This is a genomic window from Mycobacterium sp. NPDC049093 (genome assembly GCF_040704635.1).
In the GTDB taxonomy this organism is placed as follows: domain Bacteria; phylum Actinomycetota; class Actinomycetes; order Mycobacteriales; family Mycobacteriaceae; genus Mycobacterium.
The window spans coordinates 703,648-718,402 of the sequence record NZ_JBEZJS010000002.1 but is presented as its reverse complement, the minus strand read 5'-3'; the positions used below and the strand labels follow the sequence as shown (position 1 = coordinate 718,402).

The window sequence follows — 14,755 nt, the reverse complement described above, 5'->3', positions numbered from 1 at the left end:
GAAGATACGGAATCAGCACGGACCGGTTCGCCCGGAATGAATGCCGCGGCGGGACTAGTTTCTGAAGGCGTGCGCTTCGCCTTCAAAACATCCCCGCAGAACACGACCTGGGCCGACATGCTTGCCATCTGGAAAGCGGCCGACACGATCGACGTCTTCGAATCCGGCTGGACGTTCGACCACTTCTATCCGATCTTCTCCGACTCGTCCGGCCCCTGCCTCGAAGGCTGGACGACGCTGACCGCGCTGGCCCAGGCCACTGAGCGGTTGCGCGTCGGCGTGCTCGTCACCGGTATCCACTACCGCCATCCCGCCGTGCTGGCGAATATGGCGTCAGCACTCGACATCGTCTCCAACGGTCGCCTCGAGCTCGGCATCGGCGCCGGCTGGAACGAGGAGGAATCGGGTGCCTACGGAATCGAGTTGGGCTCGATCAAGGAACGCTTCGACCGGTTCGAGGAGGCCTGCGAGGTTCTGAAAGGACTGCTGACACAGGACACGACGACGTTCGACGGCAAGTTCTACCAACTCAAGGATGCCCGCAACGAGCCCAAGGGCCCGCAGCAGCCGCATCCGCCGTTCTGCATCGGCGGCAGTGGCGAAAAGCGCACGTTGCGCATCACCGCGAAGTACGCCGATCACTGGAACTTCGTCGGCGGTCCGCCGGAGGAGTTCGCCCGTAAGCGCGATGTGTTGGCTGCGCACTGCGCCGATCTCGGCCGCGATCCCAAGGAGATCACCCTGTCGGCGCACGTGCGCCTCGGTGCGGACCACGATGTCGCGAAGGTGGTCGACGAGGCCGCAGCGCTGGGCGCCGAAGGCCTGGACCTGGCGATCATCTACCTGCCGCCGCCCTACGATCCGGCCGTACTGGAACCCCTGGCCGAGGCGATCAGGGACTCGGGCCAGCTCACCGCCTGACGCATACGGCTACGCCCTCGGATCGGCGCTTTTGCGTCGATTCGAGGGCGTTCAGCTATCGAGACGGATACCCGTCAAACCCCGAAGCGAAGTAGCTCGTCGGCCGTGACCAGGCGTTCGCTCTTAGCTGGGAATTCACGGCTCTTCATCGGATGACGGAACAATGACCAGGCAATACGACCCATCCGCGACCGGCTGATCGGATTGATGTACACGGTGATCACTCCTGCGAATTACTGGTTGCTGTACCCGTAGTTCTACGTTACCGCAGCACTCTCACCACGTCATTAAATACCCGGTATCCGGCAAACAGTGCGAGGCACGCCGCAAAAAGATCAGATGTTTCTGATGTGACTGATGTGGCGATTGATGCGCCGAAGTTGCGACATTTCGAGATGCGGATCACAATTCGGCGCTGGTCAGGGCCAGCGCGCGGTGTGATGCAGGTCATAACAGTTAATTAAGAGATCTCTCAAACTCGGCTTAGTTACCGAACGTCCATGGTGAAGCTCCGGCGCGCGAACACGAAAATTGCCGCGCGGGAGCCACTCGTCGCACCGCTAAACTTCTCGCGGGATATAGGGGGTCATGTTGGGTTTCGTCGATGGTCTGACTAATTTCGCCGAGGGCCCACTCAAACTCGTCAGTGGTGTCGTAAACGGTGCCAAAGACGGCGCGAGTTTCGTCGACAACATACTCGACAGGGACATGGGGGGCGCCCTTCAAGATGGCTTGAAGCTTGCGGACGACGCCGGTGACATCGTCGAGGGCCTCACAAGCCTCGGATTCGGGGTTGGGCCACTACCGACAGCATTCAAATCGATGAAGAGTCTTGTGCCGGCCGAGTCCAAGATCCTATGGCTAGCGCAAATGGCGATCGACGGCATGAAGTCGACGACGGGATCGGGAAACCCCACTAACGGCGACGAGTTCCGCGGCTCGAGCGAGCGCCTCGCGACAGCGGTGACAACTCTCATCGCGGCGGAGCCACATACTGATCGTTGGGATGGAACCGCCTCCCAGGTCTACAACGCGGTGAACGCATCGCATCGACGCGTCACGTTCGAGGTACAGAACGCTGACATCGGAGTTGCAGACATCCTCGATGACGAGGCCAAACAGGTGGGTCATACCCGAGAAACCCTCGACGACCAGATCGACTGGCTCAAGGTCTATGACTACGCAACCATGGCGATGAATGCCACCGGTCCCAGCGCCGCACTCAAGATGCTGCTGGATACCGCCGCCGCCGCCACCGCAACGGGAATTGCGGGTTCCGCGATCGGCGTCCTGTTCAAGAACAGCTTGGAGAACGCCTGGCGCATCCGCGATCAGCTCGACGGGTACGAAAACGGAGCACGAGACACCTCAGGCAACCCCGACGGTGCGTGCGAAGTATTTTCGATGCCAAAGAATCCCGAGGAAGAGCTTCCCCGCTATGACAGGTTGGCGGACAAGCTGCCGGAGGACCCTTACAGCCCGATCGAGGCCCCGACACGGTCGCGACCCGAAACGAAATACACCGTTCCGAGTCCCGAGGATCCCATCGTCTACGGCCCACCGGCTACGCCTTACGGGAATCCAGCGCCCTTGAGCCCGACCACGCCGAGTACTCCCCCACCCGCGACACCAAAAGCTCCAGCGGCTGCGGGGCCACCACCCGCGGCCCCGCCGCCCAAGGTGCCGGCAGCTGCTGCACCTGCCGCTCATACCGGCCAACGCGCGCCCGTCACCCCAGATGTTCGCGCCGAAAGCACAACCCCCGTGCCCACTGCCCGATCCTGAATTATCGCGAAAGAATCTCAATGCCAACCGATTACGAGAAGAACCTCTCGGTCCTCACCGATCACATCCGACACCTGTCCGAGAAGCAACACACGGCAGTCGACCTGATCACGGGAGCCAATCGGTCGATTGTCGACCCTGCACGGAATGTTCTAGATACCCACGGACTCATTTGCGGTGCAACGAATCTCGCTGTGGCTGCGGTCGAGGCTGCCCGTCGGACGGCCGGTGGAAAGATGGAGAAGGTTTCCACCGAACTCGCCGAGAAGTTGACCACCGCGGCCGCCAACTACGACAACACCGACTCCGCCGAAGGCGGGAACATCAATACATGCGGGGTTTGAGTGGGTGACAACTGGGATGACGACGCCTGGGACGGCTATCCCGAAGACGAGTCGTCGCTCGATGCACTCGACTTCACGAACCTGATCGAGCCGCCCGAGGACAACTCTGCAGCAGAGACGCCGACTCCCGATGCTGACGACGACGCTGTCCTGGCAGTCTATTTCACCGTGACAAATCCCCCAGGGACAGTGTCGGTCAGTGCGATGACGAGTGGTCAGCCTGCACATGTCGACCTCTCACCGCGAGTAGTCGATATGACGGAAAGCCAACTCGCCGACGAGATCCTCGTGATTGCGAGGCTCGCTGCACAACAAGCCCTGGCTGGACAGAACCTGATTCTTTCGAGCGTCCTGGAGCGATTGGGCGCCGATCGAACCTCGATCCGCAACCATCTGGAGCACGATGCAGGGCTACCGTCGGCCGAAGCCGTGCTCGCCGAGAAAGCTCAGATCTTCGCTACCCGGTACCGAGATGACGGAGACGACTGATTTCCCAACCGCTCCCGGCCAAACGACGTTCACGTTGGCCATTCGTTGTCGCAGCACTCGTGACGGTCGTCATTATCGTCATCGGTGCCATCATGTGGTGGTTCTCGGCCGGCGCTGAAGCCTTGGCGCGGCATCGCTGGACGCCCCCGGAGCAGACTTTCCTGCCGTCGATGCACACAAAGCCGGTTCCTGGGTGGAAGATTGACGTCGCAACACTTGGGTTGCCCCCGGATTCGAGAATCACCATCGGCGACGACCCGAGCCTGCCCGGCCCCATCGTCAGAACGGGAACGTCTCGCGCCTACCTCATCGCCAGTAGTCCTGGGCCCGCACCACAGTGGTGGCTGACCGGAGTTGACGCCGCGGACGGCCACCGGTTGTTTCCCCCAGTCGCGCTGAACGTGACGGACACAGCACCGAGCTGCTTCATCAACGGACCTTCGGTCATGTGCATCGCAGACGACTATTACCGAGCCACCGCGTGGGTGATCGACCAGCGCACCGGGGAACTGACGTTCACGGGCCCGACCGACGTGCGTTTGATAACGGGGAAGCTCAAGGCCGCACAGGTTGGCAATTATCTGGTCGCGGCCACCGAGAAGCAGGGCATCTACGGAGTGGGCTCCGAGGCCGAGACCACGTGGTTTGTTCCCGGGAACGGCGTCATCGGTCCCCACAACGATGGTCTCGTAGTTCAGGGCACGGGCACAGAAGGTAGCGCCACCATGTTCTCCCTCAAGGACGGCGGGGTGATCGTCCCGGAGTTTCCCAGCGACGCCGAAACACGCAATGCAAAGTTCTTCGAGGGCGGATTAGTTGGTCAGTTCGCCGACGCACCAGGTCCTGGCTTCGTCCAATTCTTCGACACGACAGGGAAACTCACCACCGACAAACGTTTCGAGGGCACCCTCGCCAGCACGACAGCCAACTTGATCACGGTCAATGGATCCGATGGCTACGCGGTGTACACACCGCAAGGCGCAAAACTACTGCGCCCATCCGGTGCCGCCGTACAACTGATCGGCACCACGCTGTGGGTAAGTGAGACCGACAAAACTACCCAGCAAGACCTCTATCGCCCGTATGACATGCGGACCGGCAACAAGGGCAAGCCGTGCGAATTCAACTTGAGCACAGGCTATCTCGGATCCGACGGCACAGTGGCGGTGCGCGCTCCGGTCAATCCGAAGTCCGACCTGCTGGCCGATGCCTGGGATCTCACCAAGTGTGAACGAGTGTGGTCGATCCCGAGGAACGGACCACTCGGCCGGGTCACCCGCCTGGGCGACACCCTGGTGCGCTTGTCTGACGACGGCACCGAACTGTATTCGCTGCGCTAGGTGTACATCTAGGCCCGAGCCAGCTCCTCGTCGAGGAACTCCGGTGGGTAGTCGTCGAGGTCGTCCGTAGTCATGGCGATCTCGTCGGGATCGTCCGGCTCCGGCGGCGTGCTCAGCCGCAGCCAACTGACCGCCGCGATCACGAAGCACCCAAACACCAACGGGTACCACCCGCTCGCGAGCTGGCCGGTCCAGAAGCGTCGCAGGTCCAGGAAATTCCAGTACACCCCGCTGAAGTACATGGTGGTGTGATTGCGGCCGGGCCGGTGCAGCGTCCACATGAAGGTCAACGTGAGCAGCCCGGCAGCCCGGTACGCCCAGCCACGGGCCCACTGCCCCTGCGTCGTACACGCCTTCGCGACGAGCCAGAAGATGGCGGGGGCGAACCACACCCAGTGCGCCGCCCAACTGAACGGCGACACCGCGCAACCGGTCAGACCCACCAGCACCACGGCCAGTGCTCGTTCGCCTCGTCGGTGCGCCCACGCCGCGATGGCCATGCACGCCGCGAGTACCAGCAGGCTCACCACGATCCACAGCCATTCCGGCCGCGGGTTCGGGGCGAAGTACCGGGCCAGAAATCCGTTGATCGACTGGTTGGCCAGGTGATCGATCGAGCTGATGTGGGCGGTGTCGCCGAGGTGAGTCCAGAACCAGGCGCTGTCTTTCGGCAGCAGCGGCCAGGTGAACGCCGCCGTTGCGACAAAGGTGATCCCGGCCGTGGCCGAGGCCCGCCACTGCCGGGTGAGCAACAGGTACGGGAGGAACACCAGCGGGGTGAGCTTGATGCCCGCGGCGATCCCCAGCCCGATCCCCCGCCATCGGGCTTGTTCCGGGCGCAGCAGGTCGAGCACCGCTATCGCCATGAGTAGGACGTTGATCTGTCCCCACCACAGGGTGGCCTGCACCGGTTCGACGTCGACGACGATCACCGCGAGCGCGGCGCTCATCACGCCGAGCCGCAGATCGGCGCGGATGCCGGCCAGGCGCAGGATCCGCCATGCGATGAGCGCCAACAAGCAGACCGAGAGTGCCAGCAGAAGGTATTTGGCGACGTCGAAACCGAGCCAGGCGAACGGCGCGAGGATGAAGGCCGCGAACGGCGGGTAGACAAACCAGGCGCCGCGCAGCGCCGGTTCCTGGTAGAGGCTCCTACCGTCCCAGGAAGCGTGCACGCCGGCGCGGTAGGTGTCCAGGTCGAAATTGTTCCCGGTCAACCCGAAGAAATGCGTCCCGAACGGCACCAGGTGGTTGTGCACCACCAGTGCCAGCACAGCCACCAGCACCGCACCTGAGACGATGCGACGTCGCAGCCTCACCTCTCCACCCCCGGTTGGCGAGTCGAACCGCGGAAACCTAGCGCTGCGGCGCTGCCGTCGGCTTGATCACCACCGGCAGGGCGGTCTTGCCCATCAGGTAGCGGTCGACACCTGCGGCGGCGGCCCGGCCCTCGGCGATCGCCCACACGATCAGCGACTGTCCACGACCCATGTCACCGGCGACGAATACGCCGGGCACCGAGCTCTGGAAGTTTTCGTCGCGAGAGACGTTGCCACGGTCGGTCAGCTCGACGCCGAGCTTGTTCAGCAGGCCTTCCTTCTCCGGTCCGACGAAGCCCATGGCGAGCAGCACCAGGTCGGCCTTGAGCTCGAAGTCGGTCCCTTCGACCTTCTCGAACTTGCCGGCGTTCATCTTGACCTCGTGCGCACGCAGGCCGGTGACACGACCGTCGGCGCCGGTGAACTCCTCGGTATTGACCGAGAACACGCGCTCGCCGCCCTCTTCGTGCGCCGAGGACACCCGGAACATCAGCGGGTAGGTCGGCCACGGGGTCGAGTCCGCGCGGGTCTCCGGCGGGCGCGGCATGATCTCGAACTGGTGGATGCTGGCCGCACCCTGCCGGTGCGAGGTGCCCAGGCAGTCCGCGCCGGTGTCGCCACCGCCGATGATGATGACGTGCTTGTCCTTGGCGGTGATCGGCGGCTGGCCGGTCTCGTCGAGGACGTCGTCGCCGAGCTGAACCCGGTTGGCCCAGGGCAGGAATTCCATGGCCTGGTGGATGCCGTCGAGCTCGCGGCCCGGGATCGGCAGATCACGCCAGGCGGTGGCACCGCCGGCAAGCACGACCGCGTCGTAGTTCAGCCGCAGCTGCGCCACGGTGATATCGACGCCGACGTTGACACCGGGCCGGAACTGGGTGCCTTCGGCCGCCATCTGCTCCAGACGCCGGTCGATGTGGCGCTTTTCCATCTTGAACTCGGGGATGCCGTAGCGCAGCAGGCCGCCGATGCGGTCGGCACGCTCGAACACGGTGACGGTGTGGCCGGCGCGAGTGAGCTGCTGGGCGGCGGCCAGTCCGGCCGGGCCGGACCCGACGACGGCGACCTTCTTGCCGGTCTGCACGTCGGGCAGCTTCGGGACCACCCAGCCCTGGTCGAAGGCGTTGTCGATGAGCTCGACCTCGACCTGCTTGATGGTCACCGGATCCTGGTTGATCCCCAGGACGCAGGATGCCTCGCACGGGGCGGGGCACAACCTTCCGGTGAACTCCGGGAAGTTGTTGGTGGCGTGCAGCCGCTCGATCCCGTCGCGCCACCGGTCCTTGTAGACCAGGTCGTTCCACTCGGGGATCAGGTTCCCCAGCGGGCAGCCGTTGTGGCAGAACGGGATACCGCAGTCCATGCACCGCGATGCCTGGTCCCGCAGCTTGTCGTGGGAGAAGTCCTCGTAGACCTCTTTCCAGTCCTTCAGGCGCAGCGGAACCGGCCTACGGGTCGGAAGCTCTTTGGAGGTGTGCTTGAGGAAACCGCGCGGATCAGCCATTGGCGGCCGCCATGATCGCCTCGTCCACGTTCACGCCGGCCTGTTCGGCCTCGGCGATCGCAGCCAGCACGCGCTTGTAATCGCGCGGCATGACCTTCACAAAGTCCTTCAACTCGTTATCCCAATCAGATAGGACCCGTTGTCCCACAGCCGAATCAGTTGCATCGACGTGGGCCGTGAGGATGCCCTGCAAGAATTCGACATCAGAGGCCTCGAGGGCTTCCAGCTCCACCATCTCGGTGTTCAGGTTCTCGCCCAGCACGCCGGCCGGGTCGTAGACGTAGGCGACACCGCCGGACATACCCGCCGCGAAGTTGCGGCCGGTGGGTCCGAGGATGACGACCTTGCCGCCGGTCATGTATTCGCAACCGTGGTCACCCACACCCTCGACGACCGCGTGGGCGCCGGAGTTACGGACCGCGAACCGCTCGCCGACCTGGCCGCGCAGGAACGCCTCGCCGCTGGTGGCGCCGAAGAGCACCACGTTGCCGGCGATGATGTTGTCCTCGGCGGCGAAGTCAGCCGGCGCCTCGTCGGCCGGGCGGACTACTATCCGGCCACCCGACAGGCCCTTGCCCACATAGTCGTTGGCGTCGCCGTAAACCCGCAGCGTCATGCCCTTGGGGACGAACGCGCCGAAGCTGTTGCCTGCGGAGCCGTCGAACGTGATGTCGATCGTGCCGTCCGGAAGCCCTTGCCCCCCATAGGCCTTGGTGACCTCGTGGCCGAGCATGGTGCCGACCGTCCGGTTGACGTTCGTGATCTTGGCGGCGAATCGCACCGGCGAACCGGAATCCAGCGCCTCGCGACTCTGGGTGATCAGCTGCTGATCGAGCGCCTTGTCCAGACCGTGGTCCTGACGCGAGCTGCAGTACAGGTCCTGGTTCATGAACGCCGACTCGGGCTCGTAGAGCACAGGCGTCAGGTCCAGCTTGTGGGCCTTCCAGTGCTCGGCGGCCTGGGTGGTGTCCAGAGCGCCGACCTGGCCGACCATCTCGTTGACCGTTTTGAAACCCAGTTGGGCCATCAACTCGCGCACTTCTTCGGCGATGAACATGAAGAAGTTCTCGACGAACTCGGGCTTGCCGTTGAACCGCTCACGCAGCACCGGATTCTGGGTGGCCACACCCACCGGGCAGGTGTCGAGGTGGCAGACGCGCATCATGATGCAGCCCGAAACCACCAGCGGCGCAGTGGCGAAGCCGAATTCCTCGGCGCCCAGCAGCGCGGCGACCACGACGTCGCGACCGGTTTTGAGCTGGCCGTCGACCTGGACCACGATGCGGTCGCGCAGGCCGTTGAGCAGCAGGGTCTGCTGCGTCTCGGCCAGGCCCAGCTCCCATGGGGCACCGGCGTGCTTCATCGAGGTGAGCGGAGTCGCTCCGGTCCCGCCGTCGTGGCCGGAGATCAGCACCACGTCGGCGTGGGCCTTGGAGACACCCGCGGCGACGGTTCCGACGCCGTTCTCGGACACCAGCTTCACGTGCACGCGAGCACTGGGGTTGGCGTTCTTCAGATCGTGGATCAGCTGCGCCAGATCCTCGATCGAGTAGATGTCGTGGTGCGGCGGCGGCGAGATCAGGCCGACGCCCGGGGTCGAGTGCCGCACCTCGGCCACCCACGGGTACACCTTGTGCCCCGGAAGCTGCCCGCCCTCACCAGGCTTCGCACCCTGGGCCATCTTGATCTGGATGTCAGAGCAGTTGGTCAGGTAGTGGCTGGTGACACCGAACCGGCCGGAGGCCACCTGCTTGATGGCACTACGGCGCCAGTCGCCGTTCTCTTCCGGCTCGAAGCGGTGCACGCTCTCGCCGCCCTCACCCGAGTTCGACCGTCCACCAAGGCGGTTCATCGCGATGGCGAGCGTCTCGTGTGCCTCGGCCGAGATCGAGCCGTAGCTCATGGCACCGGTGGAGAAGCGCTTGACGATCTCGGAGGCCGGCTCGACCTCGTCGATCGAGATCGGCTGGCGGACACCGTCACGGAACTTCAGCAGACCGCGAAGCGAGGCCATCCGCTCACTCTGGTCGTCGACCAGGGCGGTGTACTCCTTGAAGATCGAGTACTGCCCGGTGCGAGTCGAATGCTGGAGCTTGAACACCGTGTCCGGGTTGAACAGGTGGTACTCGCCCTCGCGGCGCCACTGGTACTCGCCGCCGACCTCGAGCTCGCGGTGAGCGCGCTCGTCGGGACGGTCAAGGTAGGCCAGCGAGTGGCGGGTGGCGACGTCGGCGGCGATGTCGTCGAGCTCGATGCCGCCCACCGGGCAGCTCAGCCCGGTGAAGTACTGGTCGAGCACTTCCTGGGAGATGCCGATCGCCTGGAACAGCTGTGCACCGGTGTAGGAGGCCAAGGTGGAGATGCCCATCTTGGACATCACCTTGAGCACGCCCTTGCCCGCGGCCTTGACGTAGTTGGCCTTGGCCTTATCGCTGTTGATCCCGGAGATCACCCCGCGGTCGACCATGTCCTCGATCGACTCGAAGGCCATGTACGGGTTGACCGCGGCGGCACCGAAGCCGCACAGCATTGCCATGTGGTGCACCTCGCGGGCGTCACCGGCCTCGACCACCAGGCCGACCTTGGTGCGGGTGCGCTCGCGGACCAGGTGATGGTGCACGGCCGCCACCGACAGCAGCGACGGGATCGGCGCCATGGTCTCGTTGGACTCGCGGTCGGACAGCACGATGATGCGGGCGCCCTCACGGATCGCCTCGGACACCTTGGCGCGGACGTTGTCCAGCGCTTCCTTGAGCCCCTGACCGCCCCGGTTGACCGGGTACAGGCAGCGGATCACCGCGGCACGCATGCCGTGCTTGTGGCCGCGGACCTCGTGGTCCGGGTCGACGCAGATCAGCTTGGACAGGTCGGCGTTACGCAGGATCGGCTGCGGGAGCACGATTTGCCGGCACGAGTCCGGACCGGGGTTGAGCAGGTCGCCCTCGGGTCCGATCACGCCCTGCAGGCTGGTGACCACCTCTTCGCGGATGGCGTCCAGCGGCGGGTTGGTGACCTGGGCGAACAGCTGCTGGAAGTAGTCGAACAGCATCCGCGGCCGGGCCGAGAGGATGGCGACCGGGGTGTCGGTGCCCATCGAGCCCAGTGCCTCGGCACCGGTGCGGGCCATCGGCGCCACCAGCAGGTTGAGCTCCTCGTAGGTGTAGCCGAAGATCTGCTGGCGCAGCACCACGCGGTGGTGCGGCATCCGGACGTAGTCACCCGGCGGCAGCTCGTCGAGTGGGAACAGGCCCGCCTCGATCCACTCCTGGTAGGGCTGCTCGCTGGCCAGCTGAGCCTTGATCTCCTCGTCGGAGACGATGCGGCCCTGGGCGGTATCCACCAGGAACATCCGGCCGGGCTGCAGGCGCAGCTTCTTGACAACGGTGGACGGGTCGAGCGGCAGCACGCCGGCCTCGGACGCCATGACGACGAGGCCGTCGTCGGTCACCCAGATGCGCGAGGGGCGCAGCCCGTTGCGGTCGAGCACGGCGCCGATGACGGTGCCGTCGGTGAAGCACACCGATGCCGGTCCGTCCCAGGGCTCCATCAAGGAGTCGTGGAACTCGTAGAACGCACGGCGCGCCGGATCCATCGACTCGTGGCGTTCCCACGCCTCGGGGATCATCATGAGCACCGCGTGCGGCAGGCTGCGGCCACCGAGGTGCAGCAGCTCGAGCACCTCGTCGAACCGTGCGGTGTCCGATGCCCCGGGGGTACAGACCGGCACGATCTTGTCGAGCCCGTCGGTGCCGAACACGTCGGTGCGGATCAGCGCCTCACGGGCGCGCATCCAGTTCTCGTTACCGGTGACGGTGTTGATCTCGCCGTTGTGGGCGATCCGCCGGAACGGGTGGGCCAGCGGCCAGGACGGGAACGTGTTGGTGGAGAAGCGGGAGTGCACGATGCCCAGCGCGCTGGTCATCCGCTCGTCCTGCAGGTCCAGGTAGAACGCCTTGAGCTGCGGCGTGGTCAGCATGCCCTTGTAGACGAAGGTCTGACCGGACAGGCTGGGGAAGTACACCGTCTCGCGACCGGGGCCGTCCTGGCCCGGGCCCTTGGTGCCCAACTCGTGTTCGGCGCGCTTGCGCACGACGTAGGCCTTGCGCTCCAGGTCCATGCCGGAGGCGCCGCCGATGAACAGCTGCCGGAACGTCGGCATGGCGTCACGCGCCAGTGCGCCCAGCGACGAGTCGTCGGTCGGCACCTCGCGCCAACCCAGCACCTTCAGGCCCTCGGCCTCGACAATCTTCTCCACAGACTCGGCTGCGGTCGACGCGTCGCGCGACGATTGCGGCAGGAACGCGATGCCGGTGGCATAGCTGCCGGCCTCGGGGAGCTCGAAGCCCAGGTCCTTGCAGACCTCGCGCAGGAACGAATCCGGGACCTGCAGCAGGATGCCTGCTCCGTCGCCGGTGTTCGGTTCTGCGCCCTGGGCACCGCGGTGCTCCAGATTCACCAGTGCTGTGATCGCCTTGTCCACGATGTCCCGGCTGCGGCGACCATGGATGTCTGCCACCATTGCCACACCACACGCATCGTGTTCATATGCGGGGTTGTACAGCCCGACCTTGCTGGGCGCCATTCCCACCTTGCCCTTCAACACGCTTCTACGAAGAAGCCGGCTCGGCGTGGGCGCCTCCGTGCAGCACTGGACGACGGCTATGTCCCACACGCCATAAGTGGAGAAAACGATAAGGCAACTACCGTGGCAGATGCCAACTTAGCCAAGCCTAACTATACTTGCTTGGCGGCTTTGGAACACGCTCGCCGACCGATCGGAAAACCAGCGAATTCCACTGCAGCCCTTGAGATTTCATGACGGCCCCATCGAGAACATCTCAGCCCCCGACGAACCCGGTAGCCACCCCATGCGTCAATTTAGTTTGCCATACACATCACATTGTGCCGTTATAGTGCCGTTATATCAACATTCAATATTTGCAGGAAAGCTTAGTCAGATTCTTAGAATTGCATGATCAACGGCCCGAGGCCCGCGCAACGCTGCGCACGCCGGCCTCGGGCCGTAGGTCGAGACGACGTAGCGACTGCGCATTGAGTGCCACGACAACCGTCGACGCTGACATCAGTATCGCTCCGACCGACATCGGCATTACAAAGCCCAGCGGAGCCGCCACTCCCGCGGCCAACGGCACCGAGATCAGGTTGTAACCCGCTGCCCACCAAAGGTTTTGCTTCATCTTCCGATACGACTGCCGGGAAAGCTCGATCACCGAGAGCACCGACCGGGGATCGGAGCTGGCCAGGATGACGCCTGCCGATGCGATGGCGACGTCGGTCCCCGCGCCGATCGCGATGCCGACGTCGGCCTGGGCCAGCGCCGGCGCATCGTTGACGCCGTCACCCACCATCGCAACGGTCAGACCTTCGCCCTGCAGTTCGGCGACTTTTGCTGCCTTGTCTTCAGGCCGCACACCGGCGAAGACCCGGTCGATACCCAGTTCTGCCGCCACTGCCGAAGCCACCTGAGCCGCGTCGCCGGTGATCATCACCACTTCGATCCCGAGGTCGTGCAGCGCGCCCACGGCCTGCCTGGATTCCTGTCGCACCTCGTCGGCCAGCGCCAGCGCGCCGGCCACTTCCCCGTCGACCAGCACGTGCAGCACCGTGGCGCCATCCCACCCGGAGGCATCGGGCAGCGCAGACTGCCCCTCCTGATCGAGCAATGCGGGCCCACCGACCTGCACCCGGCGCCCACCGACCACGGCACTGACACCGACCGCGGGCGACGAGCTGAAGTCGCTCGCCGACGGAATGTCGAGGTTGCGGCGCCGGGCCGCGTCGACGATGGCGCGGGCCAGCGGGTGTTCGGAGTCGGCCTCGGCGGCCGCCGCCAGCGCCAGCACATCGCTGTCCGGACGGTCGGTGGTCGCCATGGCGGTGACGGCCGGCTCGCCCTTGGTCAGCGTGCCGGTCTTGTCGAACAGCACCGCCCCGACGGTGCGCATGGTTTCCAGCGCCAGCCGATCCTTGATCAGCACGCCACCGCGGGCGGCTCGCTCGGTCGCGATGGACACCACCAGCGGGATGGCCAGGCCCAGGGCGTGCGGGCATGCGATCACCAGCACCGTGATGGTGCGGACGACGGCCTGATCGGGTTCGCCGAACAGGGTCCAGGCCAGTGCCGTCAGCACTGCCGATCCCAGCGCGAACCAGAACAGCCAGCCCGCGGCCCGGTCGGCCAGCCGCTGCGCCCGCGACGACGAGTTCATCGCCTCGCCGACCAGTCGTTGGATGCCGGCCAGGGCAGTGTCGTCGCCGACGGCGGTCACCCGGATCCGGAGCCCGGAGTCGGTGGCGACGGTGCCCGCGACGACGTCGTCGCCCACGCCCCGGCGCACCGTCCGCGACTCACCGGTGACCATCGACTCGTCCATATCGGCCGCACCGTCGGTGATCCGGCCGTCTACGGGGACGCTGCCCCCGGGCCGGACGATCACCAGGTCACCGACCCGCAGATCCGACGGGGCCACGGTCACCACCTGCTCGGAGTCGTCGTCACCCTCGACTCGCTCGGCCTCGTCGGGCAGCAGCGCGGCCAGTGAGTCCAGCGCGGAGGTGGTCTGCGCCAAGGAGCGCATCTCGATCCAGTGGCCCAGCAGCATGATCACGATCAGCAGCGCCAGCTCCCACCAGAAGTCCAGCTGGTGGTGCAGCACGCCGAGGCTCGCACCCCACGACGCGATGAACGCGACGCTGATTGCCAAGCCGATCAACAGCATCATTCCCGGTGCGCGCGAACGTATCTCGCTGACGGCGCCGGTCAGGAACGGTCGGCCGCCCCAGACGTACATCACGGTGCCGAGCACCGGGGAGATCCAGCGTGCGCCGGGGAAATCCGGGATCGAGTAGCCGAGGAGCATCGCGAACATCGGCGACAGAGCCACCGTCGGCACTGCCATGGCCGCCATGACCCAGAACAGCCGACGGAACTGGGCGACGTGGTCGCCGTGGCCGGCATGTCCCGCGTGACCGGTGTGTTCGTGCTCGTGCATCGCGTGTTCGGTCGTGGTCATATCGCCCACCATATACCCC

At 65.1% G+C, this 14,755-nt stretch carries 9 protein-coding genes; 5 read left to right on the top strand and 4 right to left on the bottom strand.

The window, feature by feature from the left end; translation table 11 throughout:
• Positions 1-69 precede the first annotated feature (69 nt).
• From AB0876_RS08980 to AB0876_RS08960, 5 genes are all read left to right on the top strand, one after another.
• Positions 70-921 carry an LLM class F420-dependent oxidoreductase gene (locus AB0876_RS08980; protein ID WP_055118769.1) on the top strand — a complete coding sequence of 284 codons (852 nt, stop codon included), beginning with the start codon at positions 70-72 and terminating at the stop codon, positions 919-921.
• A gap of 588 nt (positions 922-1,509) precedes the next feature.
• Complete coding sequence (locus AB0876_RS08975) at positions 1,510-2,706, top strand: EspA/EspE family type VII secretion system effector (protein ID WP_526041766.1); 1,197 nt, start codon at positions 1,510-1,512, stop codon at positions 2,704-2,706.
• A gap of 20 nt (positions 2,707-2,726) precedes the next feature.
• Entirely contained in the window at positions 2,727-3,050 is a 324-nt protein-coding gene (locus AB0876_RS08970) for an ESX-1 secretion-associated protein (RefSeq protein ID WP_491839618.1), read from the top strand.
• Entirely contained in the window at positions 3,051-3,539 is a 489-nt protein-coding gene (locus tag AB0876_RS08965) for a YbaB/EbfC family DNA-binding protein (protein WP_491839617.1), read from the top strand.
• Positions 3,540-3,598: 59 nt separating this feature from the next.
• Positions 3,599-4,879, top strand: a complete 1,281-nt coding sequence (locus tag AB0876_RS08960; RefSeq protein ID WP_491839616.1) for a 9-bladed beta-propeller domain-containing protein — start codon at positions 3,599-3,601, stop codon at positions 4,877-4,879.
• 8 nt (positions 4,880-4,887) lie between these two features.
• Here AB0876_RS08960 and AB0876_RS08955 read toward each other — a convergent pair whose 3' ends face one another.
• The 4 genes from AB0876_RS08955 to AB0876_RS08940 all read right to left on the bottom strand — a co-directional run bounded on the left by AB0876_RS08955 (position 4,888) and on the right by AB0876_RS08940 (position 14,736).
• Positions 4,888-6,198 carry a glycosyltransferase 87 family protein gene (locus tag AB0876_RS08955; RefSeq protein WP_526041765.1) on the bottom strand — a complete coding sequence of 437 codons (1,311 nt, stop codon included), beginning with the start codon at positions 6,196-6,198 and terminating at the stop codon, positions 4,888-4,890.
• Positions 6,199-6,235: 37 nt separating this feature from the next.
• Positions 6,236-7,702, bottom strand: coding sequence for a glutamate synthase small subunit (gene gltD, locus AB0876_RS08950; protein WP_526041764.1), 1,467 nt, complete (start codon positions 7,700-7,702; stop codon positions 6,236-6,238).
• Positions 7,695-12,284: a glutamate synthase large subunit gene (gltB, locus tag AB0876_RS08945; protein WP_526041940.1), complete on the bottom strand. Its 4,590-nt coding sequence runs from the start codon at positions 12,282-12,284 to the stop codon at positions 7,695-7,697. The genes gltD and gltB overlap by 8 nt, the downstream gene beginning before the upstream one ends.
• A gap of 394 nt (positions 12,285-12,678) precedes the next feature.
• Complete coding sequence (locus AB0876_RS08940) at positions 12,679-14,736, bottom strand: heavy metal translocating P-type ATPase (protein WP_526041763.1); 2,058 nt, start codon at positions 14,734-14,736, stop codon at positions 12,679-12,681.
• Between the last annotated feature and the right edge of the window lie 19 nt (positions 14,737-14,755).